Source organism: Streptomyces sp. NBC_00178 (assembly GCF_036206005.1).
Taxonomy (GTDB): Bacteria; Actinomycetota; Actinomycetes; order Streptomycetales; family Streptomycetaceae; genus Streptomyces.
The window spans coordinates 1755645-1781575 of the sequence record NZ_CP108143.1 but is presented as its reverse complement, the minus strand read 5'-3'; the positions used below and the strand labels follow the sequence as shown (position 1 = coordinate 1781575).

Sequence of the window (25931 nt, the reverse complement as noted above, 5' to 3'; positions counted from 1 at the left end):
GCGCCCGTGACCTCAGCCCCCCTCGCCGCCCGGCTCACCGACGCCGCCGGGCCGCTCTTCTTCCCCGTCACCGCGTACGCGCCGGACGGCTCCGTCGACCTCGACGTGTTCCGCGCCCACGTCCGCAAGGGTGTCGACGCGGGTGCGGCGGCCGTCTTCGCCTGCTGCGGCACGGGCGAGTTCCACGCGCTGGACCCCGAGGAGTTCCGGCTCGTCGTCGCGGCGGCCGTGGAGGAGACCGCCGGGCGGGTGCCCGTGGTCGCGGGAGCCGGCTACGGAACGGCGCTCGCGGCCCGGTACGCGCGCCTCGCCGAGGAGGCCGGCGCCGACGGGCTCCTCGCCATGCCCCCCTACCTCGTCGTCGCCGGCCAGGAGGGGTTGCTGGCGCACTACACCGCGCTCGCGGCAGCCACATCCCTGGAGACGATCGTCTACCAGCGGGACAACGCGGTCTTCACCCCGGAGACCGTCGTCGCCCTGGCCGCGACCCCCGGGATCATCGGCCTCAAGGACGGGTACGGCGACCTCGACCTCATGCAGCGCATCGTCAGCGCCGTACGCACGGGACTGCCGGGCGAGGACTTCCTGTACTTCAACGGCCTGCCCACCGCCGAGCTGACCGGACCCGCCTACCGGGGCATCGGCGTCACCCTCTACTCCTCCGCCGTCTTCGCCTTCGCCCCCGACATCGCGCTCGCCTTCTACCGGGCACTGGAGTCCGGGGACGACGACCTGGCCGGCGCGCTGCTCGACCACTTCTACCGGCCGCTGGTCGAACTGCGCGGCAAGGGCCACGGTTACGCGGTCTCCCTCGTGAAGGCCGGGGTCCGGCTGGAGGGCCTGGACGTCGGCCCCGTGCGCACCCCGCTGACCGAGCCTCCGGCCGCGCACGTCGAGGAGCTGGGCGTGATCATCGCGAACGGCCGTGCCCTGCTGGAGAAGTACTCCGCGCGGGAGGCGAGGTGAGGACCTCCGCCTTCGTGTACCCCTGGGACGTCGTCGGGGACCCGGGTGCGGCCGGCCGGCTCGCCGCGCTCGGGATCGAGCAGGTGACACTCGCCTCCGCCTACCACTCCACCCGGGCCCTGACGCCCCGGCACCCCGGCCGGAGGATCGTCACGGCCGGACACGCGGCGGTGCTCTACCCGCCCGACGCGGCGCGCTGGGCGGGACGCGCACTGCGCCCGTACCCGCAGACCTGGGTGCCGGGGGAGGACCCGTACGCCGAGGCGGCCGAAGCCCTGGCCGACGCGGGGCTGCGGGTGCACTCCTGGGTGGTCCTCGCCCACAACTCGCGGCTGGGGGCCGAGCACCCCGGCACGTCCGTCGTCAACGCCTACGGGGACCGGTACCCCTGGGCCCCCTGCATCGCCCGGCCCGCCGTCCGCGACTACCTGGTCGAGCTGGCGGCCGAGGCCGCCGTCCGCCCCGGCACGTCGGGCACCGAGCTCGAGTCCTGCGGCTGGTACGGCTTCGCGCACCTGCACGCCCACGACAAGACCGCCGGAGTGGGCCTCGGGGACGCCGCGCAGTACCTGATGTCCCTCTGCTTCTGCGACGACTGCCGGACCGGATACGGCTCCGCCGGGGCGGACGCCGACGAGCTGCGCGCCGCCGTGCGACGGGCCATGGAACCCGTCTGGGCCGGCGCGGGCTCCGGCGGGTCCGGCTGGGCGGCGGTCGGGGAACTGCTCGGTCCCGCCCTCGCGGACGCCACGCTCCGGTGGCGCGGCCAGGTCGCCCGCAGCCTCCAGGAGACCGCCGTCCGGGCGGTGCGGAGCGCTGCCGCCGGCCCCGGCTTCCAGGTGCTGCTGCACGCCGACCCCGCGCCCCACCGCACCGGCGCCAACGTCGGCGTGGAACCCTCGCACCTCCTGTCCACGGCGGACGGTGTCGTGCTGCCCTGCACCGGTGCGGACGTGGTCCGCGAAGCGGGTCTCGGGCCCTTCAAGGGGCTGTCCGGTGTGCTGGCGGCGAACTTCAACGTGGTCACGGGCATGGGCGGCAGCCCCGGCACGCTGGCCGCCGACGCCGCCCACGCGGCCTCGCTCGGCGCGACCGAACTGCGCCTCTACCACGCGGGCCTGGCCTCCGGCCCGGACCTCGCGGCCGTGACCGGAGCCCTGTCGGTGATCCGCGGCAGCTGATCCCCTTCCGGCACACCCACCCCAGGCGCAGGACCCGGCGAGCGGCCGGGTCCTGCGCCGTGCCGTTCTCCGGGCGGCCCGGGAGATCCGGGAACCCGCCCGCACAGGTCCTCGCGCAACTTCTTCTGTCAGAAGCGTTGACGAAACATTCCCACCGCTCTAGCTTCATCGCGTCGTACTTCGTACGTCATATATGAGACGCGATACGCGAGATGTGAGAGCTCCTTGCCCATGACCTTTGCGCCCGCCCCGATTCCGTCCAGGACCCAGTACGTGCTCGAGGCGATCAAGCACGCGATCCTCACCGCGCAGCTGAGCCCAGGACAGGCGCTCGTGGAGACCGAACTCGCCGCCCGGTTCGGGGTGTCGAAGACTCCCGTGCGCGAGGCCCTCAAGACGCTCGCGGGCACCGGGCTCGTCGTCATGAGCCAGTACAAGGGTGCCACCGTGCGGCTCGTGGACGCGGCCATGGCCCGTGAGGTCTACGACGTACGCCTGCTGCTGGAGCCCGAGGCGCTGCGCCGCACCATCAGCCGCAAGGCGTCGCTGGACGCCGCCCAGGAGGCGCTGGAGCGCGCCGACTCGGCGATCGACAAGGCCGACAGGTCCCTGGCCAACCGGGACTTCCACCGGGCCCTGTACCTGCCCTGCGGCAATCCGCTGCTCGGCCGCATGCTCGACGAGATCCGCGACCAGGCCGCCCTGGTGTCGACCGTGGCCTGGTCGGCCATCCCGACCTGGGAGCGGGAGGCGGCCGAGCACCGGGAGATCCTCCGGCTCGCCCTCGCCGACGACGCGCAGGCCGCGGCCGGCGCGCTGCACGACCACATCGCCTCGTTCGTCCGCCGCGCCTTCCCCGACGACGAGGACGGGGGCGACGTGGCGTGAACCACCAGCCGGACGAGACACCCCAGCACCTCGACGAAAGGCCGGTCCGCATGGACTTCTCCCCGATGAAGGCGGCCCTCGCAGACGTCGTGGCGATCCCGGTGACCCCGTTCGCCGAGGACGGGACCATCGACGTCGCGGCGCACCGCGCGCTGCTGCGACGGCTCCTCGACGGCGGCGTCCGCATCGTCACCCCGAACGGCAACACCGGTGAGTTCTACGCGCTCACCCCCGACGAGCGGCGCACCGTCACCGAGCTCACCGCCGAGGAGACCGCCGGCCGCGCCACCGTCCTGGTGGGCGTCGGCCACGACGTGCCCACGGCGGTCGCCGCCGCCCGGCACGCCCGGGACACCGGGGCGGAGATGGTGATGGTGCACCAGCCGGTCCACCCGTACGTCTCGCAGGACGGCTGGGTCGACTACCACCGGGCCGTCGCCGAGGCCGTACCGGAACTCGGGGTCGTGCCCTACATCCGCAACCCGCTCCTCGCGGGTGAACGGCTCGCCGAGCTCGCCGACAGCTGCCCCAACGTCATCGGCGTCAAGTACGCCGTCCCCGACGCGGCCCGGTTCGGGGCCTTCGCGCGCGACGCCGGCCTGGAACGGTTCGTCTGGATCGCCGGGCTCGCGGAGCTGTACGCGCCCTCCTACTTCGCCACCGGCGCGGCCGGGTTCACCTCCGGGCTCGTCAACGTCGCGCCCGGCGTCTCGCTGGCGATGCTGGAGGCACTGCGCGCGGGCGACTACCTCGCGGCCATGAAGGTCTGGGAGCGGATCCGCCGCTTCGAGGACCTGCGCGCCGACCGGCAGTCCGCCGACAACGTGACCGTCGTCAAGGAGGCCCTGGCGTCCCTCGGACTCTGCCGCCGCGACGTCCGCGCCCCCAGCAGGGTCCTGCCCGAAGACCGGCGCGCCGAGGTCGCCGGCCTGGTCGCCGGGTGGGCGATATGACCGGCACCGGCGTGCCGGGCGGCCGGATCGCCCCCGAGGAGCTGCGCAGCCACCAGTGGTACGGCACGGACGGGCTGCGCTCGTTCAGCCACCGCGCCCGCACCCGGCAGCTCGGTTACCTCCCCGAGGAGCACCTGGGCAAGCCGGTCATCGCGATCCTGAACACCTGGTCCGACATCAACCCCTGCCACGTGCACCTGCGCGAGCGCGCCCAGGCGGTGAAGCGGGGCGTCTGGCAGGCGGGCGGATTCCCCCTGGAGTTCCCGGTCTCCACGCTCTCCGAGACCTTCCAGAAGCCGACCCCGATGCTCTACCGCAACATGCTGGCGATGGAGACCGAGGAGCTGCTGCGTTCCTACCCCGTCGACGGGGCCGTGCTGCTGGGCGGCTGCGACAAGTCCACCCCGGCGCTGCTCATGGGCGCCGCGTCCGTCGACCTGCCGACCGTGTTCGTGCCCGCGGGCCCGATGCTGCCGGGCCACTGGCGCAACGAGGTCCTCGGCTCCGGCACGGACATGTGGAAGTACTGGGACGACAAGCGGGCCGGGCTCATCGGCGACTGCGAGATGGCCGAACTGGAGAGCGGGCTCGCCCGGTCGCCCGGCCACTGCATGACGATGGGCACCGCCTCGACCCTGACGGCCGCCGCCGAGGCGCTCGGCGTCACGGTGCCGGGTGCCTCGTCCATCCCGGCCGTGGACTCCGGTCACGACCGCATGGCCGCACGCTCCGGCCTCCGGATCGTCGAACTGGTGTGGCAGCAGCTCACGTTGTCGAAGATCCTGACCGCGGACGCCTACGAGGACGCCGTCGCCACCGTCCTGGCACTCGGCGGCTCCACCAACGCCGTCATCCACCTGATCGCGATGGCCGGCCGCTCCGGGGTGAAGCTCACCCTGGACGACTTCGACCGCATCGCCCGTACCGTCCCCGTCCTCGCGAACCTCCGTCCCGGCGGGAAGTACCTCATGGAGGACTTCCACTTCGCCGGGGGCCTGCCCGGATTCCTGGCCAGGCTCACCGACGTGCTCCACCTGGACCGGCCGACCGTCACGCACGCCACCCTGCGCGAGCAGCTGGCCGGGGCGCTGGTGCACGACGCCGACGTCATCCGCGAGCGCGACAACCCGCTGGCCGAGGAGGGGGGAGTCGCCGTCCTGCGCGGCAACCTCTGCCCGGACGGCGCCGTCATCAAGCACATCGCCGCCGAACCGCACCTGCTGCGCCACACCGGACCCGCGGTCGTCTTCGACGACTACCGCGAGATGCAGCGCACCATCAACGACCCGGCCCTGGCCCTCACCCCGGACCACGTGCTGGTGCTCCGCAACGCCGGACCGAAGGGCGGCCCCGGCATGCCCGAGTACGGCATGCTGCCGATCCCGGACTACCTGCTGAAGCAGGGGGTGCGGGACATGGTGCGGCTCTCCGACGCCCGCATGAGCGGCACCAGCTACGGGGCCTGTGTCCTGCACATCGCGCCCGAGTCCTTCGTCGGCGGGCCGCTCGCCCTGGTCCGCACCGGTGACCTCATCACCCTGGACGTCGACGCGCGGCTGCTCCACCTCGACGTCTCCGACGGGGAACTGGCACGACGCAGGTCCGAGTGGACCGAACCGCCCGCCCGCTACGGCCGCGGTTACGGGGCGCTGTACCAGGACCAGATCACCCAGGCCGACACCGGCTGCGACTTCGCGTTCCTGGCCCGGCCGGGAGACGTGCCCGACCCGTACGCCGGCTGAACCGTCCGCAGAGTACTCCGCGCACCGCGCTCGTCCGGGATACCGAACGCCATGCGGCAAGCGCTTGCACCATGCACCGAACGCACGGCACATCCAGCACTTCCCACAGATCGGAGACGCGTCATGGCCCCATCCGCAGCCGTGGCCACACCGCCCCCCAGGGCGAAGGGGCCCAGGCGCCGCCCGGTGAGCCCGCGCCGCCTTCCGTACCTGCTGATCGCGCCCGCCGGCCTGCTCATGCTGGGCTTCATCGCCTACCCGGTGATCAGCGTCTTCTACTACAGCCTGCAGAACTACAACGTCACCAAACCGTGGCGGAACGGCTTCGCCGGCTTCGACAACTTCACCCGCATCCTCACCGAGGACGACCAGTTCTGGCCGGCGCTCGGCTTCAGCGCCCAGTGGGTCGTCACCCAGGTCACCCTGCAACTCGCCCTCGGCCTCGCGCTCGCCCTGATCGTCAACCAGAGCTTCGTCGGCCGCGGCATCTCCCGCGCCATGGTCTTCTCGCCCTGGGCCGTGTCCGGCGTTCTGACCAGCACCATCTGGATCCTGCTCTACAACTCCTCGACGGGCTTCAGCCGCTACCTCGCGGACGCCGGGATAGGCGAGTACGGCACCTCCGTGCTCTCCGACACCGGCACCGTCTTCTGGGCGGCCACCGTCTCCGAACTCTGGCGCGGGGTGCCCTTCTTCGCCATCCTCATCCTCGCCGACCTGCAGTCCGTCTCCAAGGAGCTGTACGAGGCGGCGTCCGTCGACGGCGCGGGCCGGCTGCGGCAGTTCCTCCACATCACGCTTCCCCACCTGCGCGACGCGATCATCCTCGCCACCCTGCTGCGCGGCGTGTGGGAGTTCAACAACGTCGACCTCCTCTACACGCTCACGGGCGGCGGACCCGCCGGCGAGACCACCACCCTGCCGCTCTACGTCGCCAACACCGGCATCGAGGGCCACGACTTCGGATACGCCTCCGCGCTGACCACCGTCGCCTTCGTGATCCTCCTCTTCTGCTCGATCGTCTACCTGCGCCTGAGCAAGTTCGGAGGCGACCACAAGTGACCGCCGCACTCGCGGAGAAGAACCGCACCCGCACCCCCGGACCGGCCACCGGGGACGACGCCCCGCCGCCCGCGTCGAACCGCCGCACCCGGCGCGAGCGCGCCTTCGACGACGTACCGCGCTGGCAGATCTACCTGCCGCTCGTTGTCTACCTGCTCTTCACGCTCGTCCCGTTCTACTGGATGCTCCTCTTCGCCGTACGGCCCGCCGGCTCCACCTCGCTGGTGCCCTGGCCGATGACGGGGGACCACTTCTCCAAGGTCTGGAACGAGCGCAGCTTCGCCGTCTTCTTCCAGAACAGCATGATCGTCGGGGTCGCGACCCTGATCGCCACGACCCTCGTCGCCCTGGCCGGCGGCTACGCCCTGGCGCGGTTCGACTTCAGGATCAAGGGCGCCTTCATGCTGGCCCTGCTCTGCTCGCAGTTCATCCCGGGCGCCCTGATGCTCGTGCCGCTCTTCGAGATCTTCAAGAACCTCCGGATGATCAACTCCCTCGGCAGCGTCGTCATCGCGGAGACCGTCTTCCAGCTCCCCCTCTCGATCATCCTGATCAGCGGGTTCATCAAGAACGTGCCGGTCTCCCTGGAGGAGGCCGCCTGGGTGGACGGCTGCTCCCGCTTCAAGGCGTTCCGCGCGGTCGTCCTGCCGCTGCTGCGCCCCGGGCTCATCGCCGTCGGCTCGTTCGCCTTCGTCCACAGCTGGAACCACTTCCTGTTCGCCCTGATGTTCCTCAGCGAGCAGGACAAGCAGACGATCCCGGTCGGCCTCAACACCCTGATCGGTGCCGACAGCGTCGACCTGGGCGCGCTGGCCGCGGGCGGTGTCATCGCGGCGGTGCCCGTGGTGATCGTCTTCGCCTTCATCCAGAAGTGGCTCATCACCGGATTCAGCGCCGGCGCCGTGAAGGGATGACGCACATGACCTCGAAGCCGTACCGGAGCAGGGAGGGCGCACGATGAGCACGACGACACCGCTCTCCGTGGTCCTGGCCGGAGCCCGTGGCCACGGCCGCCGGCACCTCGCCAACATCCGCAGGCTCCAGCACCAGGGCCTGGTCAGGCTGGCCGGGATCTGCGAACTGAGCCCGCTCACCGACGCCGAACTCGACGCGTTCGCGGGCGAGATGCCCGAGCAGTCCTCCGACTTCGCAGCGCTCCTCGACTCCACCGGGGCCGCCGCCGCCGTCATCTGCACCCCCATCCCCACCCACATCGCACTGGCCCTGACCGCGGCCGGCCGGGGCGTCCACCTCCTCCTGGAGAAGCCGCCCGCCGCGACCTGGGCCGACCACGCGCGCATGACCGACGGCGTGCGCGAGGCCGGCATCGCCTGCCAGGTCGGCTTCCAGTCCCTCGGCTCGCACGCCGTGCCCGCCGTCAAGGAGCTCGTACGGTCCGGGGCGATCGGCACCGTCCGCGGCATCGGCGCGGCCGGCGCCTGGGTGCGCGACGACGCCTACTTCCGGCGAGCTCCCTGGGCCGGACGGCGCAGGATGGGCGGCACCGATGTCGTCGACGGGGCCCTCACCAACCCGCTCGCGCACGCCGTCGCCACCGCGCTCGAACTCGCGGGCGCGGGTGCCGCCGAGGACGTGGCCTCCATCGAGACCGAGTTGTTCCGGGCCCACGACATCGAGTCCGACGACACCAGCTGCGTCCGCGTCACCACGGCCGAAGGGCTGCCGGTGACCGTCGCGGTGACCCTGTGCGCCGAGGAGGCCGGGGAACCGTACGTCATCGTCCACGGCGACCGGGGCCGCATCACCTTCTGGTACAAGCAGGACCGGGTCCTCGTACAGCGCGCCGGACACGGCCCCGAGGAGGCCGTGCACGGCCGGACCGACCTCCTGGAGAACCTCGTCGACCACCTGGCCCGGGACACCCCGCTCCTCGTGCCGCCCGAGCGCGCCGGCGCGTTCATGCGGGTCCTCGAGGCGGTGCGCACCGCGCCCGAGCCGGCCGCCCTGCCCTCCGACGCCTGGCGCGCCGAACCCTCCGGGACCGGCGACGGCGTACGGCGCGTCGTGCACGGCGTCGACCAGGCGGTCGCCACCGCCGCCGACACCCTCGCCCTCTTCTCCGAACTAGGCGCCCCCTGGGCGCGGACCGGTCAGGTGAGCACCCCATGACCACCACACTGCTGCACTGCGCCGGACGCACCGTCGGCCGCTACGGCTACGGCTACGGGCCCGGACCGGAAAGCCGCCCGTACCTCCACCCCGTCACCACCCTCGCCGGAACCCCCGTCACCGAGGTGCGCCCGGCCGACCACCTCCACCACCTGGGCGCCTCCGTCGCCGTCCCCGACGTGGCCGGGTACAACTTCTGGGGCGGGCGCACCTTCGTCCGGGACCGGGGGCCCACCGAGCTCGACAACCACGGGGTGCAGCGCCACCTCGGGTGGAAGCTGCGCGACCCGGACGGCTTCGTGCAGGAACTCGGCTGGGAGGCCGACGGCGCCGAACTCCTGCGCGAGCACCGCACGGTCTCCGTGAGCGCACTCTCCGCCACCGCCTGGGCGCTCGACCTCTCCTTCTCGCTCACCAACCGGAGCGGCACCGGCCTCTCCCTCGGCAGCCCCGCGACCAACGGCCGCCCCGGCGCCGGATACGGCGGATTCTTCTGGCGCGCCCCCAAGGAGGCCGAGCCACCCGCCGTGTTCAGCGGAACGCTCGACGGCGAGGAGGCCGTGCACGGCAGCACCGCCGACTGGCTGGCCCTCGCGGGGGACGGCTGGACGCTCGTCTTCGCGGGCGTGACCGAGGAGACCCGGCGCGACCCGTGGTTCGTGCGGACCGCCCAGTACCCCGGGGTCGGCTCCTCCCTCGCCGCCCACCGCCGCCTCCCCGTCGCCGCCGGGGCCACCGTCGTACGCCGGGTCGTCACCGTCGTCGCCGACGGCCGTCTCGACCGGGACGCCGCGGCCGCCCTCGTACGCAAGGCGGCGACGACGGCATGAGCAGACCCTGGACGGCGGACCTCGGGGACGGCACCTACCGCAACCCGGTCCTGAACGCCGACTGGTCCGACCCCGACGTCGTGCGCGTCGGGGACGACTTCTACCTCACGGCGTCCAGCTTCGGCCGCGTCCCCGGGCTGCCCCTGCTCCACTCCCGCGACCTGGTCAACTGGAGCCTCGTCGGGCACGCCCTGGAACGGCTCGAACCCGAGGCCGACTTCGCGGTGCCCCGTCACGACCGCGGGGTGTGGGCACCCGCGCTGCGCCACCACGCCGGCCGCTTCTGGATCTTCTGGGGAGATCCCGACCACGGCATCCAGCAGATCAACGCCGAACACGTCCGGGGCCCGTGGACCACCCCGCACGTCATCAAGGCGGGCAAGGGCCTCATCGACGCCTGCCCCCTGTGGGACGAGGAGACCGGCGAGGCCTATCTCGTCCACGCCTGGGCCAAGTCCCGCTCCGGCGTCAAGAACCGGCTCACCGGGCACCGGATGAGCCCCGACGGACGCGAACTCCTCGACGAGGGCACCACCCTCGTCGACGCCGACACGATCCCGGGCTGGTTCACCCTGGAGGGCCCCAAGCTCTACCGCCACGACGGTCACTTCTGGATCCTGGCGCCCGCCGGGGGAGTGGAGACCGGCTGGCAGGGCGCCTTCCGCAGCCGCTCGTTCACCGGCCCGTACGAGGAACGGGTCGTCCTCGCGCAGGGCGGCACCGGGATCAACGGGCCGCACCAGGGAGGCTGGGTGAGGACCGCCGCGGGCGAGGACTGGTTCCTGCACTTCCAGTCCCGCGGCGCGTACGGCCGCGTCGTCCACCTCCAGCCGATGCGCTGGGACCGGGACGGGTGGCCGGTCATCGGCCGCGACGGCGAACCCGTGCACACCCACCCCAAGCCCGAGGCGCCCGAGCAGGCCGTCGACGCCCCGGCCTCCGGCGACGACTTCCCCGGCGGGCGGTACGGCCGCCAGTGGCAGTGGACCGCCAACCCCCGCCCCGGCTGGACCGTCGGCCATTCCGGTGACGGGCTGCGCCTCAGCTGCGTACGCACCGCCTACGCGCACGACCTGCGGGCCCTGCCCAACGTCCTGGTGCAGCGCCTGCCCGCCGAGGAGTTCACCGTCACGACGGGCATCACCCTGAACACCCGCGAGCCGGGCGCCAAGGCCGGACTCGCCGTGCTCGGCGACGCCTTCTCCTGGATCGGCCTGGAGGCGGGGCCCGACGGGACGGCGCGGCTCGTGCACCGCTACGCCGAATCCGTCGCCGAGCACGAACGGGACGCCGAGCACCCCCGCCCCGCACCCGGCGGCTCGGTCCAGGTCCGCATCGAGGTGTCCCGGGGCGCGCGCTGCCGCTTCGCCGCCGACACCGGCGACGGGGCCGGATTCCGGCCGTCCGGCCAGGTCTTCGCCGCCACGCCCTGGCGATGGGTCGGCGCGCTGCTGGGCCTCTTCGCCACGGCACCGGCCGGCACGGGGCCGTCGGGAACGGCCGGCTTCACCACGTTCCGCACCACCGGGGGCCCGCGTACCACCGGAGGGCCTCACACCACCGGAAGACCTCGCACCTTCTGACCCGCACCGCCGTAGAGGAGCCGCAATGACGCATCTCCGTACCGAGCGCACCGGAGCGAGACCACCGTTCGCGGCCTTCGACGCCGCCGGCCTCCGTCCCCTGCCCGCCGCACGGGGAGGCGCGGCCGCCCATCCCCCCGCCCACCGGATCCGGCGACCGACGTGACGGGGGCCGCGACCGGGACGCGGCGCCGGGCGGACAGCCCCGTGCCGCGCCGTACCGCACGTGCTACCGGTATCCCCCCACGCACCGGCACACATTCCGAGAGATCCGAGAGAGAAGAGCCGACATGACCATCTCGAAGACGCTCCGGGGGCGTACCGCGACCGCGGTCTCCCTCACGGCGGTGCTCGCCCTCGCGGCCACCGGCTGCGGCGACGACGGAAGCAACTCGGGCACGGAGGGCAGCGGAAAGGGTGAGATCACCTTCTGGGACAACAACGGCGGTCCCCGTACCGCCGTCTGGACCGAGATCATCAAGGAGTTCGAGAAGAAGAACCCGGACATCGAGGTGAAGTACGTCCCCATCCCGATCGCCGACGTCCAGTCGAAGTACGACACGGCCATCGCCGGCGGCGGGCTGCCCGACGTGGGCGGCGTCAGCACCGCCTACCTCGCCAACATCGTTTCGCAGGACGCCCTGGAGCCGATCGGCGACCGGCTGGAGAAGTCACCGCTGAAGGGCAAGCTCGTCGAGGGGATGACCGAGAGCGTCAGGAACGCGGCCGGGCGGGGCGACGACCTGTACTCCGTGCCGACCTCCGCGAACAACGGCGCCCTGTGGTACCGCACCGACCTCTTCGAACAGGCGGGTCTGGAGGCGCCCACCACCTGGCCCAGGTTCTACGAGGCCGCCGACAAGCTCACCGACGCGAAGAACAACAAGTTCGGCTACACCATCCGCGGCGGCGCGGGCTCCATCGCCCAGGCCCTGGACGCGATCTACGGGCAGACCGGCATCACGGACTTCTGGGACGGCGACACCACCACCCTGAACGACCCGAAGAACATCGCCGCCCTGGAGAAGTACGCCGCGCTGTTCAAGAGGACCACACCCTCGGCCGACGTCAACAACGACTTCACCAAGATGGTCGCGCAGTGGGACACCGGCACCATCGGCATGCTCAGCCACAACCTCGGCTCCTACCAGGACCACCTGAAGGCGCTCGGCGAGGGCAAGTTCGCCGGGATACCCGCACCCGTCGGGGACGGCGGCAAGCGCGTCCAGGTGTCCAACCCCGTCGACGGGCTCGGCCTGTTCCGGTCGGGCAAGAACAAGAACGCGGCCTGGAAGTTCATCGAGTTCGCCGCGTCGCACGAGGCGAACAGCACGTGGAACGAGTCCGCCGGCGCCATCCCCGCCAACACCGACGCGGCGAAGGACCCGTGGATCTCCGAGGCCGAACCGACGGCGCTCGCCGCGAAGGCCCTCACCGACGGTTCCACCACCATCGTCGACCTGCCCTACTACCTCCCGGACTGGAACAACATCAGCAAGGCCGACAACGAGCCGGAGTTCCAGAAGCTGCTCCTCGGCAAGATCACGGCCAAGGCGTTCCTGGACACGATGGCCGACGAGCTGAACGCCGCCCAGAAGGAGTGGAAGGAGCGGGGCGAAGGCTGAGCCACGGCCCCTCCGCCCGGCACCCCGGCGACCGGGGGACCGGCGCCGGCCCGGGCCACCCGCCTCCGCCGGTCCCCTTTCCGCGCGTTCCTCCTCCCCCTACGACAGTGAAGGATCCGCCATGCCCGCACGCAGGAGACACGTCCGAGCCATCGCCGTCGCGATGGGCGCCGCGTCGCTCGCCCTCGCCGTCACCGTCCCCGCCCAGGCCGACTCCCACAAGGGAATCGAGCGAGCCGTCCTCCCCGCCGGCGACGGCTGGGCCGCCGCCGAGGGCTCCACGACGGGCGGCTCGCAGGCCACCCCCGAACACGTCTACACCGTGACCGACCGGGCGGAGCTCGTCGCCGCCTTCGAGGACGCCGGGGACGCGCCCAAGATCGTCAGGATCGCCGGCACCGTCCACGGCAACTCCGACGCCGACGGCACCCCGATCGGCTGCGAGGCCTACCAGCAGGACGGCTACACCCTGGAGAAGTACCTCGCCGCCTACGACCCCGCGGTGTGGGGCACCGACGAGGTCCCGGCGGGCCCGCTGGAGGACGCCCGAGCCGCCTCCGCGAAGCTGCAGGCCGCCGCGGTCGACGTCGAGGTCCCCTCCAACACCACGCTCGTCGGCGTCGGCAGGGGCGCCACGATCGTCGGAGCCAGTCTCCAGGTGAAGAACGTCTCCAACGTGATCATCCGCAACATCACCTTCGAGGACACCTACGACTGCTTCCCCCAGTGGGATCCCACCGACGGGGACCACGGCGCCTGGAACAGCGAGTACGACAACCTCGTCGTGTACGGCTCGCGCCACGTCTGGGTGGACCACAACACCTTCGGCGACGGCGACCGCCCCGACGCCGGCCAGCCCCACTACTTCGGGCAGGTCTTCCAGCAGCACGACGGACTCTTCGACATCGTGCGCGGCGCCGACCTGGTCACCGTGTCCTGGAACGTCCTCAAGGACCACGACAAGACCATGCTCATCGGCAACAGCGACGGTGCCGGGGCCACCGACCGGGGCAGGCTCCGCGTCACCCTGCACCACAACCTCTTCAAGGACGTGAAGGAGCGCGCGCCCCGCGTCCGGTTCGGCCGGGTCGACTCGTACAACAACCACTTCGTCGTGAGCAGGGGCGCCGCCTACGGCTACTCCTACGGCATCGGCGCGGAGTCGAAGCTCGTCGCGGAACACAACGCCTTCACCGTGCCCGCCGGTCTGGACAAGGCGACGATCCTCAAGAAGTGGTCCGAGTCCTCGCTGACCGCGGGCGACAACTACGTCAACGGCCGCCGCACCGACCTGATCGCCGTGCACAACGCGGGCGTGCCCGCCGAGCAGCTCACCGAGGGTGCCGGCTGGACGCCGACGCTCCGCACGAGGACCGACCACCCGCTCGTCGTCCCCGTGCTGGTGGGCCTCGGCGCGGGAGCCGGCAAGCCCCTGGGCCGCTGACGCCACCCCGGCCGGCCGGAGCGGCACCGCACCCTTCCACCACCCCGGAAGGCGCCGCTCCGGCCCGCACCCCGACGCGAGGAGCTCAGCCGTGCCCGGCAGACCCCAGCCCCTGACCGCGTGATCCCCGGAATCGCCCACCGGGTGCTCCCCGCCTTCCACGGGCGGCTCAAGGACGAACTGACCTTCCCCCTGTCCTGGGAGAGGGCGGGGACCGACGACTTCGCCGCCTGGCGCGCGGCGGCCCGCGCCAGGGCAGGGGAGGCGCTGCTGGAGCCGCCCGGCCCGGGAACCACCCCGTTCGACCCGGTGACGTACGACGCGTACTCCGCCCGCTCGTACACCGGGCGTACCGTGGAGTTCGCCCTCAGCCGCCACGCACGGGCCCGCGGCTCGCTGTTGGTGCCGCACGGGGCGGGGCCCTTCCCGGCCGTGCTGCTCCTGCACGACCACGGGGCGGAGTTCGCGATCGGCCGGGAGAAGACCGTGCGGCCGCGCTCCCGCCCGGAGCGCCTGGCCCGGGCCAACGCCTGGGTGGAGCGGTACTACGACGGCAGGTTCATCGGCGACGACCTGGCCGCCCGGGGCTACGCCGTGCTCGCCGTGGACACCCTCGGCTGGGGCGACAGGGGCCCGCTCGCCCACGAGGACCAGCAGGCGCTGGCGGCCAACCTGTTCCAGCTGGGGACCTCCCTCGCCGGGCTCACCGCCCACGAGGACATGCGTGCCGCCGCCTTCCTCGCCTCGCTCCCGGAGGTGGACGAACGCCGGGTCGGCGCCCTGGGCTTCTCCATGGGCGCCTACCGGGCCTGGCAGCTGTCCGCCCTGTCCGACGGGGTGAGAGCGGCGGCGGCGGTCTGCTGGATGACGGGGCTCAAGGACATGATGGTCCCGGGGAACAACACGCTGCGCGGGCAGTCGGCGTACTTCATGCTCCACCCCGGTCTGCACCGGCACCTCGACATCCCGGACGTCGCCTCACTCGCCGCCCCCAAGCCCGCGCTCTTCCACTCCGGCGCCCTGGACGCCCTGTTCCCGGCCGCCGGGGTGGCCGCGGCGTACGCGAAGCTGCGCACGGTCTGGGAGTCCCAGGGGGCGGGCGACCGGCTCACCACCACGGTGTGGCCGGACACCGGTCACACCTTCACCCGGGCCATGCAGCACGCGGTCCACGCATGGCTGGACACCTGGCTCCGCGCCGGGTAGCCGACCCTTCAGTCCCGCCCCGCTGCCGCCGCGAACTCACCGCCGAGCAGGCGCTGGAGTTCCGCCGCACCCCTGGAGGTCTGGCTCTTGACCGTGCCGAGCGAGACACCGAGGACGAGCGAGGTGTCCCGTTCGGACAGGTCGAAGGCGTGGCGCAGGACCACGCACGCCCGCTTCCGGAACGGCAGCCGGCGCAGCGCCTCCCGCACGTCCACGACGGCCGGGACGTCGGGCCCGTCCGCGGCAGGGCAGCCACCCGCCCCGCGCGGGGCCCAGAACAGGGCGATCCGCCGCCGTTCCCGCACCGCGCCGCGGATGCGGGAGCGGGCCAGGTTGGCGACGACCCCTCTGGCATAGGCCACCGGATGCTCGGCGCCCGCGACACGGTCCCAGCGCTGCCAGAGCGCCGTCAGGGCGTCGGCGGCCAGGTCGTCCGCGGTGTCGGCCTCACCGGTCAACAGGTGTGCGAAGCGCGTGAGTTCGGCATAGTGCGCCTCGAAGAACGCCTGGAACGCGGCGGAAGCCGCATCGTCGGCGACCGTACTCACAGGGGTCACCTCTTCCTGTACGGGAGCCTGGGGCGCTCGAAACGGGCTGTGTACGGTCCCGGGCCCGTCTGCGGGGCGGGAGCCGTACCGGCACCCGGGGCGGGAGCCGTACCAGCACGCGGGGTGGGAGCCGTACCGGCACGCACCCCAAAGGCGCCGCGTCGCGGGTGCGGCTCCCAGTAAGGCGTAACACGGCGAAAACCTGAACCCCCCCGCGACAGGTGAACAATCCAGCTACCCGTCGGGACCGTCACACCACGAGGAGAACCATGCCGGACAGAGCCGAATCCACGGTGCACGCGAGTGACCCCGCACCGGAGCCGCCGCCCGCCGCGGCCCAGCCGGGCGGGGAGAAGCGGAACGCCGTCGACCGCTACTTCTCCGTCAGCGCCCGGGGTTCGAGCTTCGGGCGCGAGATACGTGGCGGCTTCGCGACCTTCTTCACGATGGCCTACATCCTCGTGCTCAATCCGATCATCCTCGGGTCGGCCGAGGACAAGTTCGGCAACCACCTCTCCGGGCCCCAACTCGTCACCGCCACCGCCCTGGTGGCCGCCGTGATGACGATCGTCATGGGGCTCGCCGGCAACCTTCCGCTCGCCCTCGCCGCCGGCCTCGGGCTCAACGCCGTCGTGGCCTTCCAGCTCGCGCCGCTGATGAGCTGGCCCGACGCGATGGGCCTGATCGTCCTGGAGGGCCTGCTGATCTGCGTCCTCGTGGTCACCGGGCTGCGCGAGGCGGTCATGGAGGCCATCCCGCCGGCGCTCAAGCACGCCATCAGCGTCGGCATCGGACTGTTCGTCGCCTTCATCGGTTTCGTCGACGCCGGGTTCGCCACCCGCATCCCCGGCGAGACGGGCTCCGTGCCGGTCCAGCTCGGCCTCACCGGACAGCTCTCCGGCTGGCCCGTCCTCGTCTTCTGTCTCGGGGTGCTGCTGACCGTCGCGCTGCTGGCCCGCGGGGTGAAGGGCGCGATCCTCATCAGCATCGTCGCGATGACCGTCGTGGCCGTCCTCATCAACGAGTTCGCCGACATCGCACCCACCGCCTGGGGCCTGACCGTGCCCGCCGTCCCCGGTGACCTGGTGGCCGCACCGGACTTCGGGCTGCTCGGCTCGTTCAGCCTCTTCGGGGCGTTCGAACAGGTCGGGGCCGTCACGATCGTGCTGCTCGTCTTCACCCTGCTGCTCAGCGACTTCTTCGACACCATGGGCACGGTCGTCGGCGTCTCCAGCGAGGCCGGACTCCTCGACGAGGACGGCAAGGTCCCCCACCTCGGCCGGGTCCTGCTCATCGACGGCGCGGCGGCCGTCGCGGGCGGGGCGGCGTCCGCCTCCTCCAGCACGTCCTACGTCGAGTCGACCGCCGGCGTCGGCGAGGGCGCCCGCACCGGCTTCGCGTCCCTGGTCACGGGCGGTCTCTTCGCCCTGGCCCTGTTCCTCACCCCGCTGGTCACGGTCGTCCCCGCCCAGGCGGCGGCTCCCGCGCTGATCGCCGTCGGCTTCCTGCTGATGGCCCAGGTGCGGCACATCGACTGGGAGAGGTACGAGATCGCCGTCCCGGCCTTCCTCACCATCGCCGTGATGCCCTTCACCTACTCGATCACCAACGGCATCGGGGCCGGCTTCCTCGCGTACGTCGTGATCCAGGCGGTCGTCGGCAAGGCCGCGAAGGTCCACTGGCTGCTGTGGGGAGCGTCGGCGATGTTCGTCGTCTACTTCGCCATCGACCCCGTCGAGCAGCTGCTCGGCGTGAAGTAGGCGCCCCTCCCGCCGGCCGTCCGGCGGCCGGCGGGGGGAGGGGCCCGGGTCAGTCCTTCAGGGCGGCCTTCATCATCTTCTGCGCGATCGGCGCGGCCAGGCCGTTGCCGCTGACCTCCGAGCGGGCCGAGCCGGAGTCCTCGACGACCACCGCCACGGCGACCTGCCTGCCGGTGGAACGGTCCTTCGCGTAGGAGGTGAACCAGGCGTACGGGGTGTTGCTGTTGTCCACGCCGTTCTGCGCGGTTCCGGTCTTGCCGCCCACCTCGGCGCCGGGGATGCGGGCGTTGGTGCCGGTGCCCTTCTCCACGACGGTGACCATGGCGCTGCGGAGCTGCTCGGCCGTCGAGGCCTTCACGACCCGCTCGGTGTCGCCGTCCGGGAAGTCCTCCAGGGTGGAGCCGTCCGAGTCCGTGACCTTGGAGACCATGTGCGGGGCGGCCAGCTCGCCGCCGTTGGCGAGGGCCGCCGAGACCATCGCCATCTGCATCGGGGTCGCGGTCACCTCGAACTGACCGATGCCGGTCAGCGCCGTCTGCGCCTTGTCCATGCCGGTCGGGTACACACTCCGCGCCGCCCGCACCGGCACGTCCAGCTTCTCGGTGTCGAAGCCGAAGGCGTCCGCCATCGCCTTCACCTTGTCCTGGCCGAGGTCGGCCGCCGCCTTCGCGAAGACGTTGTTGCAGGAGTACTGCAGAGCCGTCCGCAGCGTGGCGTTCTCGCAGGGGGCCGAGGCGCTCTCGTTCCTCAGGACCGTGGACGTGCCCGGCAGGGTGTAGGGGTTCGGGCTGTCCGTCGGCTGGTCCACGGAGTCGTACAGGCCGTTCTCCAGTGCCGCCGAGGCCACCACCAGCTTGAACGTCGAGCCGGGGGCCAGCGGTTGCCGCAGTGCCCGGTTGACCAGGGGCTTGTCCTTGTCGTCCAGCAGCTTCTGCCAGGCGTCGCCGTCCGACGTGCCGCTGATGTCGGAGGGGTCGTACGACGGCGAGGAGACCATCCCGAGGATCCGGCCGGACTCCGGGTCCATCGCGACGGCCGCGCCCCGGTCGTCGCCCAGCGCCTTCGCGGCGGCCTTCTGCACGTCCGGGTCGATGGTGGTCAGCACGTCGCCCGGGGACGTCTGCTTCCCGGTGATCAGGTCGGTGGGGTTCTTGAGCCGGTCGTCGGTGCCGTCGAGCACATGGCTGTAGATGCCCTCCAGCTGCGTCGCGCCGTACGCCTGCGAGCTGTAGCCGGTGACCGACGCGTACAGCCCGCCGCCGTCGTAGGTGCGCTTGTAGCGGAGGTCGTCGCCGCTGGTCTCCTTCGAACCGGTGACCGGGGAGCCGGCCACGATGATGTCCCCGAGCGGCTGCGCGTACTGCGCGATCGTGTTCCGCCGGTTGTGGTCGTCGTCTGCGAGCGCCTTGGCCTCGTACCCCTGTACCCAGGTCGCCCGCACGAGCAGTGCGAGAACCATGAGCAGGCAGAAGACCGAAGCGCGCCTGATCGTCTTGTTCATCCCGGTGAGGGACGAACGGGACCGTCGGAGCCGTTCCCGTTCGTGTCCCTTCTCACCGGTTTTTCACGTTCCGGTCCCAGGGCCCGCAGGCGCCCCAGCTCAGGCGTCGAGCCGCAGGACCGCCTCGTCGGTGTCCTCGCCCCTGGCCTCGGCGTACCCCTGGTCCGTACCGGTCACGACGAACCCGCACTTCTGCAGGACCCGCAGGGAACCCGCGTTGTCGGCCGCGGCCCGCGCGTGCAGCGGACGCTCCGGTACGGCATCGAGCAGCGCCCGCAGCGCGGCGGTCGCCAGCCCGCGACCCCAGTGCGCCCGGTCGATCCAGAAGGTGACCTCGCGCTCGTCCGGCGGCCCGTACACGCCCACGCTGCCCACCACGGCTCCGTCGGCGAGCACGGTGCGTATGGTCACCGTGTCGGCGGACCGGATGCGCTGCCAGTGGGCGTTGAACATCGCCCGGTCCGACGGGTCGGCACTGGTGAAGGCGGCCATCCGGACCGCCTCCGGGTCGCTGGTGAACTCGAAGAACAGGGGCAGGTCGCCGTCCCGTACCTCGCGCAGGGTGACATCCATGTCCTCAAAGCCTCCGGGTCGCAAGGGTGAGCCGGTCACGGGCGTCGAACAGGGCGTCCTTGACCATCTGCTCGTGTGCGGGGGTGAGCCGGGCGACCGGCACCGAACAGCTGATCGCGTCGCGCGCGGGGGTGCGGTAGGGGATCGCGACGCCGAAGCAGCGCAGCCCCAGGGTGTTCTCCTCGCGGTCCACCGCGTAGCCCTGCTCGCGGACCGCGTGCAGTTCCTCGATCAGCTTCTCGCGGTCGGTGAGGGTGTTCTCGGTCAGGGCCGGCAGCGTCTCCGGGAGCATCTTGCGGACCTGCTCGTCGCTGTGGGTGGCCAGCAGCGCCTTGCCCAGCGAGGTGGAGTGGGCGGGCAGTCGGCGGCCGACGCGGGTGAAGGGGCGCAGGTAGTGCTGGGACTGCCGGGTGGCGAGGTAGACCACGTTCGTGCCGTCCAGCCGGGCCAGGTGGATCGTCTCCGTGGTGTCGTCGGAGAGCCGGTCCAGGGTGGGGCGGGCCGCGGCGACGACCTCGTCACCGTCGATGTACGAGGTCCCCACGAGCAGGGCGCGCACGCCGATGCCGTACCGCGTGCCCGTCGCGTCGGTCTCCACCCAGCCGAGCTCCACCAGCGTGCGCAGGAGCATGTAGAGGCTGGACTTGGGATAGCCCACGGCCTCCTGCACGGCGGCCAGCGAATGCATACCGGGGCGCCCTGCGAAGTATTCGAGGAGCTCCACCGTCCGAACCGCGGACTTGACCTGTGCTCCACCAGACTCGGCAACCGACATGCCTCATGCCCCTTCCAGCCGTCCTGTACGGCCCCGCTCGTGCGACCCCGCGACTTCTTGCCAACACCGAAGACCCGGAAATAGAGTTCCCGTGTATTCACGATGAGGAACGCTGTTCAGAATACCGAACAACTTCCCTCGTATGGCAGTGGACCGGAAGGAAACACGGTGGCAGCAGCACCAGTCTGGAGCGTCGACCCCCGTACGGGGAACCCGCGTGAGCAGGTCGCGGTGGAGGCTACAGCGGAGGAGGTCGACCGTGCCGTCCGGGCGGCGCACGCCGTGCGCGGCGCGCTGGCCGACCGCACCGTGCGCGCCGCCTTCCTGCGCACCGCCGCGGACCTCCTCACGGAGGCCCAGGAGCACGTCGTCGAGGCCGCCGACGCGGAGACCGCACTCGGCCCGGCCCGGCTCACCGGCGAACTCGCCCGCACCGCAGCCCAGCTGCGCGCCTTCGCGGAGGTCGTCGACGAAGGCGCCTTCCTCGACATCCACATCGACCACGAGGACGGCAGCAGGACCCCGCCCTGGCCGGACCTGCGCCGCTACAAGATCCCGCTCGGCGTCGTCGCCGTCTACGCGGCCAGCAACTTCCCGCTCGCCTTCTCCGTCCCCGGCGGCGACACCGCGAGCGCACTCGCCGCGGGCTGCCCGGTCGTCGTCAAGGCGCACCCCGACCACCCGGCGACCTCCGAACTCTGCGCCTCGATCCTGCGCCGGGCGGCGGCGCGGCACGGTCTGCCCGAGGACGTCCTGACCGTGGTGCACGGCTTCGACGCGGGCGTCGAGCTCGTCAGGCACCCGCTCGTCTCGGCCGCCGGCTTCACCGGCTCCATCCGCGGCGGCCGGGCCCTCTTCGACGCGGCAGCCGCCCGGCCCGCGCCGATCCCCTTCCACGGGGAACTCGGCTCCCTCAACCCCGTCGTCGTCACCGAGGCCGCCGCCGCCGAACGCGCGGAGCAGATCGGCGCCGGGCTCGGCGGCTCCATGACCATGGGCGTCGGACAGTTCTGCACCAAGCCCGGCTTCGTGTTCGCGCCCTCCGGCGCTGCGGGCGACCAGCTGCTCAAGTCCCTGACCGAGGCCGTCAGCGGCACCGGCGCCGGAGTCATGCTCGACCACCGGATGCGCGACGCCTTCGTCCAGGGTGTGGCCGAGCGGGCCGCCCTCCCGGACGTCGAAGCCCCGGTCACCCCAGGCGCGGGCGGCGAACACACCGTCTCCCCGGGCTTCCTCACCGTCCCGGCGCAGCGGCTCGCCCAGGAGGGCCCGCACGACGCCCTGCTGGAGGAGTGCTTCGGCCCGGTCACCGTCGTCGCGCGCTACGACTCGGCCGAGGAGATCACCACCGTGCTCTCCCGTCTCCCCGGCAACCTCACGGCCACCCTCCACATCGCCACGGAGGAGACCGACGAAAGCGCCGCCGGACTGCTGGCCGAGCTCACCCCGCTGGCCGGGCGCGTCCTGGTCAACGGCTGGCCGACCGGCGTCGCTGTCGCCCCCGCCCAGCACCACGGCGGCCCCTACCCGGCCACCACCTCCACCTCCACCTCGGTCGGCGCCACCGCGATCGAGCGCTGGCTGCGCCCGGTCAGCTACCAGTCGACGCCCGAGGCCCTGCTGCCGCCGGAGCTGCGGGAGGACAACCCGCTGGGCCTGCCCCGCCGGGTGGACGGGCGGAGCGCATGACGGTCATCGAGATCCCCGAACTGCCCTTCGGCCTGGAGCCCTACGGCCCCGACGGCGGCTGGACGTACGAGAACGGCGTGCTGAACGGCACCGCGGGCCCGAAGCAGGACCGTTTCGTCCCGCCGGGCGGCGGGACCCTGGAATCCGCATCCGACGCGCCGCGCCTCCTGGGCGCGGTACCGGAGGGCGACTTCCAGCTCATCGCGCGGGTGCGCGTCGGCTTCGCCGCGGCGTTCGACGCGGGCGTGCTCTACCTCCACGTCGGCGAGCGCGAGTGGGCGAAGCTCTGCCTCGAACTCTCGCCGGAGCGCCCCACGGTCTGCACCGTGGTCACCCGCGGCCAGTCCGACGACGTCAACTCCGCCTTCGTGGACGGGGACACGCACTGGCTGCGGCTCAGCCGCACCGGCGGCTCGTTCGCGTTCCACGCCTCCGACGACGGCGAACACTGGACCTTCGTCCGCGTCTTCACCCTGGGTACCGAGCAGGAGCGGGCCACGGCACGCATCGGCTTCCTCGCCCAGTCGCCCACGGGCGACGGCTGCGCGGTGTCGTTCGACCGGATCGCCTACCGGCCCACCGGCCCGGCCGGTCAGCGCGACGGCAGCTGACCCGCGGTACGGCGTGCGGCCGGGTCCCGGAGTCCGCGGGGGCTTCGGGACCCGGGCCGGCCGCGGCCCCGGCGATGGTGTCCAATCTCGCCGAATCCGCCCAGGCCCGCTGGCGCGGTCTCCGCAGCCCAGCTTGTCGCCCTCGTCCGCGACGGCGCCCGCTGGGGACACGGACGCCTCGCCGAAGGCCCTGAAGGCCCTGAAGGCCCCGCAAGCCCCGAAGCGAAGCCGGAAGCCACGTTCGGAACGTGGCGGGCCGCAGGCTCGGGCACACAGGCCGCGCGGCGCAGTACTCGGCGAAGTCCCGTAGGCCGCTCGGCCACGACGACGCATCAGAGGCACGCTGGGGCATGGCGGTACTCCAGGCACGACGAGCGCGAAGTGGGTCGCTCCTCGGTCATCTTCGGCACCCGGGTCTCCCAGCCCTGTCCCGGTCACGTTGTCTCAGTAGGCGTGAGCCAATCGCGGCATGGCGATGACCTGGCTGTTGGTTGCGCAGTAAAGTCTTCTCGTCACTGCTGGTTAGGGGCCAGGGCTTGGTGGTGCATGCACGCCGAGAGCTGGTGGGGAGGCCTGGGGATGAGTCGTCGCTCCAATGGTTTGGTCGGTGTCTGGGCTGAAGTGCAGCGTCAGCAGCAGCGTCAGCATGCAGCGCAAGCCAGATACCAACAGGATCAGGAGAGGCAACAGCGAGCCCTCCACCGAGACGCCGCACGAAGCTACCGTGAGCAGAAGGCTGCGTACCGGGAGCAGCGTGAGGCAGAGGCTCGGCGGCGTACGCAGGAACTGGATGCGAAGGTCGTCGCGTTGCAGGGCCTGTTGGCGGCGGGGTGTCGAGCACCCGCGTTCAGAGCCGGCCTGTTGGTCCGGGCGGAGCAGGTCGAAGCCTTCTCCCCAGGACAGCTCGGCAACCCCGTGCCCATGCCGGATCCGAACCAGTATCAGCCGCAGGGCGGATGGACCGCCACACGGCGTGCCCAGGCTCAGGCGGAGGCCCGGTCGCGGTTCGAGCGCGACTGGCAGGCCGCGCAGTCCGCTGAGGCCCAGTGCCAGCAGCAGTTGGATTCCTACCAGCGTCAGTATCGACAGTGGGCGGACGCACAACTGGCGGAGATCCGTCGGCACAATGCCGGAATCGCGGAGATGACGACGGGCCTCCGTAACGGTGACGAGGAGGCCGCGGTGGAGTACTTCTCCGCTGCTCTCTACGCGTCGACCGGATGGCCTGAAGACCTGCCGCGCCAGGTATCGGCTGCCTACGACGCCGGAGCGCGGCAGTTGGTACTGAACTGGGAGTTGCCGCGGTACGACATCGTCCCGGAAGCCAAGTCGGTGCGATACATGATCAACGCCGATCAGGAGAAGGAATCTCCCCGGCCGGTCGCGCAGCGTCGTGCCCTCTATCGGGATGTGCTCGCGCAATGTCTTCTGCTCGTCCTGCGCGACCTCTTCGAAGCCGACGAGTTCGGAGCGTTGGAATCGGTTGCTCTGAACGGGTTCGTGGACGATCACGATCCGACGACCGGCAGGCGGGCACCGATGTTCCTCGGCACTGTCATGGCCTCGCGCTCGAGCTTCGCCGAACTGCACCTGGACCAGGTGAACGCCGTCAGCTGTCTGGTGGACGCGTTGCGAGGGCAGCTGTCATCGCGCCCCGATCAGTACGCGGTGGTACGGCCCGGTCGTGTGCCTGAGGACGTAGGCAACGGCGTGGTCACCCACGGGGGCGGTGAAGACCCGGATCTGTATGAAATGGATCCCATCGCCTTCGAAGGGCTGGTCGCTGACTTGTTCCGAGCCATGGGCATGCAGGCTGTGACCACACAGCGCTCGAACGACGGGGGTGTGGACGTCGATGCCCTGGACCCGACTCCGATCCGCGGAGGCAAGATCGTTGTACAGGTCAAGCGCTACCGCAACACCGTGCCACCCACAGCGGTCCGGGACCTGTACGGGACAGTCCAGGACGCCGGCGCCAACAAGGGGGTCCTGGTCACGACGTCGGGCTTCGGTCCCGGTGCGCACACCTTCGCGAACGGCAAGCCGCTTGAACTGGTGGCGGGCACCGAACTCGTCGATCTGCTGCACCGTCATGGGCTACGGGGGCGACTGGGCAACGGCGAGCGCAACGTGCCGGCTCAGCGGACCGCGCCGGACAGCGAGACCAGCACCACCACCGACCACAACATGTTGGGCATGTACTGGTCGGGCGATGTCGCGCTGGACGTGTGCGCGCTCATCTGCCACGGCAACCGCGTTCTCAGCGACGACCACTTCGTCTTCTTCAACAATCCACGGACACCGGACGGCACGGTTCGCATGCTCACCCCGGTCGCACCGGACAGAGCCGCCATCCAGGTCACCTTTGACGCCCTGCCGACGCAAGCAGACCGGCTCGTTGTGATCGCCGCCGTTGATCCAGAAGTCAACCCCGCCGCCGACCTGAGCGGATTCGCCGATGCCGGCATTCGGCTGCTCGACTCCGAGGGGACTTCACTCGACCAACTGGAAGTATCGGATGGCCGCGTACACGAGACCGCCCTCGTCCTCGGGTCCTTCCGGCGCCGTTCCAACGGCGACTGGGAGTTCGTCACGGGCGGCAAAGGATACCGAGGCGGCCTGGAAGAGCTGGTCCAGGAGTACGGCATCGAGGTGGATTAGGCCCTGGTGAGGGAGAGACGCCGGGGACACGGCGAACTGCCAGATAGCGGTCCGTGCCGATGTCGTGCCGACTGGATCGGGCCTTGGCCGTCGGGACGGCGCGGTCCGCAGAGCGACTCCACCGTGTGGTCGCGGGTGGAGCTTGCGGCGGCGGGCGCGATCAGGGGGACATCCGGGGCGTCAACCGCGAGACCGCCCCTGAC

Annotated in this window: 21 protein-coding genes; 17 read left to right on the top strand and 4 right to left on the bottom strand. The window is 71.6% G+C overall.

Annotated features, from left to right (window positions below):
* The first annotated feature begins 6 nt into the window (after positions 1-6).
* The 13 genes from OHT61_RS07680 to OHT61_RS07620 all read left to right on the top strand — a co-directional run bounded on the left by OHT61_RS07680 (position 7) and on the right by OHT61_RS07620 (position 15610).
* Positions 7-966 carry a 5-dehydro-4-deoxyglucarate dehydratase gene (locus tag OHT61_RS07680; protein ID WP_329036218.1) on the top strand — a complete coding sequence of 320 codons (960 nt, stop codon included), beginning with the start codon at positions 7-9 and terminating at the stop codon, positions 964-966.
* Positions 963-2147: a hypothetical protein gene (locus OHT61_RS07675; RefSeq protein WP_329036217.1), complete on the top strand. Its 1185-nt coding sequence runs from the start codon at positions 963-965 to the stop codon at positions 2145-2147. Before OHT61_RS07680 ends, OHT61_RS07675 begins: the two co-directional genes overlap by 4 nt.
* Before the next feature lie 231 nt (positions 2148-2378).
* Positions 2379-3035: a GntR family transcriptional regulator gene (locus tag OHT61_RS07670; protein WP_329036215.1), complete on the top strand. Its 657-nt coding sequence runs from the start codon at positions 2379-2381 to the stop codon at positions 3033-3035.
* Between the two features lie 50 nt (positions 3036-3085).
* Positions 3086-3988 carry a dihydrodipicolinate synthase family protein gene (locus tag OHT61_RS07665; protein ID WP_329043141.1) on the top strand — a complete coding sequence of 301 codons (903 nt, stop codon included), beginning with the start codon at positions 3086-3088 and terminating at the stop codon, positions 3986-3988.
* Entirely contained in the window at positions 3985-5730 is a 1746-nt protein-coding gene (gene araD / locus OHT61_RS07660; RefSeq protein ID WP_329036213.1) for an L-arabinonate dehydratase, read from the top strand. The genes OHT61_RS07665 and araD overlap by 4 nt, the downstream gene beginning before the upstream one ends.
* A 123-nt stretch (positions 5731-5853) precedes the next feature.
* Complete coding sequence (locus OHT61_RS07655) at positions 5854-6792, top strand: carbohydrate ABC transporter permease (protein ID WP_329036210.1); 939 nt, start codon at positions 5854-5856, stop codon at positions 6790-6792.
* Positions 6789-7706, top strand: coding sequence for a carbohydrate ABC transporter permease (locus tag OHT61_RS07650; protein WP_329036207.1), 918 nt, complete (start codon positions 6789-6791; stop codon positions 7704-7706). The genes OHT61_RS07655 and OHT61_RS07650 overlap by 4 nt, the downstream gene beginning before the upstream one ends.
* Before the next feature lie 43 nt (positions 7707-7749).
* Positions 7750-8922: a Gfo/Idh/MocA family protein gene (locus OHT61_RS07645; protein WP_329036206.1), complete on the top strand. Its 1173-nt coding sequence runs from the start codon at positions 7750-7752 to the stop codon at positions 8920-8922.
* A complete protein-coding gene (locus tag OHT61_RS07640; RefSeq protein WP_329036204.1) occupies positions 8919-9752 on the top strand; it encodes a PmoA family protein in 834 nt (277 codons plus the stop codon). The genes OHT61_RS07645 and OHT61_RS07640 overlap by 4 nt, the downstream gene beginning before the upstream one ends.
* Positions 9749-11335, top strand: coding sequence for a glycoside hydrolase family 43 protein (locus OHT61_RS07635; protein ID WP_329036202.1), 1587 nt, complete (start codon positions 9749-9751; stop codon positions 11333-11335). Before OHT61_RS07640 ends, OHT61_RS07635 begins: the two co-directional genes overlap by 4 nt.
* Before the next feature lie 290 nt (positions 11336-11625).
* Positions 11626-12960, top strand: coding sequence for an ABC transporter substrate-binding protein (locus tag OHT61_RS07630; RefSeq protein ID WP_329036200.1), 1335 nt, complete (start codon positions 11626-11628; stop codon positions 12958-12960).
* A 121-nt stretch (positions 12961-13081) separates the two neighbouring features.
* Positions 13082-14404, top strand: coding sequence for a pectate lyase family protein (locus tag OHT61_RS07625; protein ID WP_329036197.1), 1323 nt, complete (start codon positions 13082-13084; stop codon positions 14402-14404).
* 120 nt (positions 14405-14524) lie between these two features.
* Positions 14525-15610 carry a dienelactone hydrolase family protein gene (locus OHT61_RS07620; RefSeq protein ID WP_329036196.1) on the top strand — a complete coding sequence of 362 codons (1086 nt, stop codon included), beginning with the start codon at positions 14525-14527 and terminating at the stop codon, positions 15608-15610.
* An 8-nt stretch (positions 15611-15618) separates the two neighbouring features.
* Here the strand turns inward: OHT61_RS07620 and OHT61_RS07615 are convergent, their stop codons facing one another.
* A complete protein-coding gene (locus OHT61_RS07615; RefSeq protein WP_329036195.1) occupies positions 15619-16158 on the bottom strand; it encodes a SigE family RNA polymerase sigma factor in 540 nt (179 codons plus the stop codon).
* Between the two features lie 269 nt (positions 16159-16427).
* On the opposite strand from OHT61_RS07615, the gene OHT61_RS07610 reads away from it, so the two are divergent.
* On the top strand, positions 16428-17918 hold the full coding sequence (locus OHT61_RS07610; protein ID WP_329036193.1) for an NCS2 family permease: 1491 nt from the start codon (positions 16428-16430) through the stop codon (positions 17916-17918).
* 49 nt (positions 17919-17967) lie between these two features.
* Here the strand turns inward: OHT61_RS07610 and OHT61_RS07605 are convergent, their stop codons facing one another.
* The 3 genes from OHT61_RS07605 to OHT61_RS07595 all read right to left on the bottom strand — a co-directional run bounded on the left by OHT61_RS07605 (position 17968) and on the right by OHT61_RS07595 (position 20767).
* Complete coding sequence (locus tag OHT61_RS07605; RefSeq protein ID WP_329036191.1) at positions 17968-19419, bottom strand: peptidoglycan D,D-transpeptidase FtsI family protein; 1452 nt, start codon at positions 19417-19419, stop codon at positions 17968-17970.
* Positions 19420-19518: 99 nt separating this feature from the next.
* Positions 19519-19992, bottom strand: coding sequence for a GNAT family N-acetyltransferase (locus OHT61_RS07600; RefSeq protein ID WP_329036189.1), 474 nt, complete (start codon positions 19990-19992; stop codon positions 19519-19521).
* Positions 19993-19996: 4 nt separating this feature from the next.
* Positions 19997-20767: an IclR family transcriptional regulator gene (locus OHT61_RS07595; protein ID WP_329036187.1), complete on the bottom strand. Its 771-nt coding sequence runs from the start codon at positions 20765-20767 to the stop codon at positions 19997-19999.
* A gap of 168 nt (positions 20768-20935) precedes the next feature.
* Between OHT61_RS07595 and OHT61_RS07590 the strand changes: the two genes are divergently transcribed.
* From OHT61_RS07590 to OHT61_RS07580, 3 genes are all read left to right on the top strand, one after another.
* Positions 20936-22456 (top strand): aldehyde dehydrogenase (NADP(+)), encoded by a 1521-nt coding sequence (locus OHT61_RS07590; RefSeq protein WP_329036186.1) that lies wholly within the window; start codon positions 20936-20938, stop codon positions 22454-22456.
* On the top strand, positions 22453-23067 hold the full coding sequence (locus OHT61_RS07585) for a DUF1349 domain-containing protein (RefSeq protein ID WP_329036184.1): 615 nt from the start codon (positions 22453-22455) through the stop codon (positions 23065-23067). The genes OHT61_RS07590 and OHT61_RS07585 overlap by 4 nt, the downstream gene beginning before the upstream one ends.
* A 579-nt stretch (positions 23068-23646) precedes the next feature.
* Entirely contained in the window at positions 23647-25728 is a 2082-nt protein-coding gene (locus OHT61_RS07580; protein ID WP_329036183.1) for a restriction endonuclease, read from the top strand.
* The last annotated feature ends 203 nt before the right edge of the window (positions 25729-25931 follow it).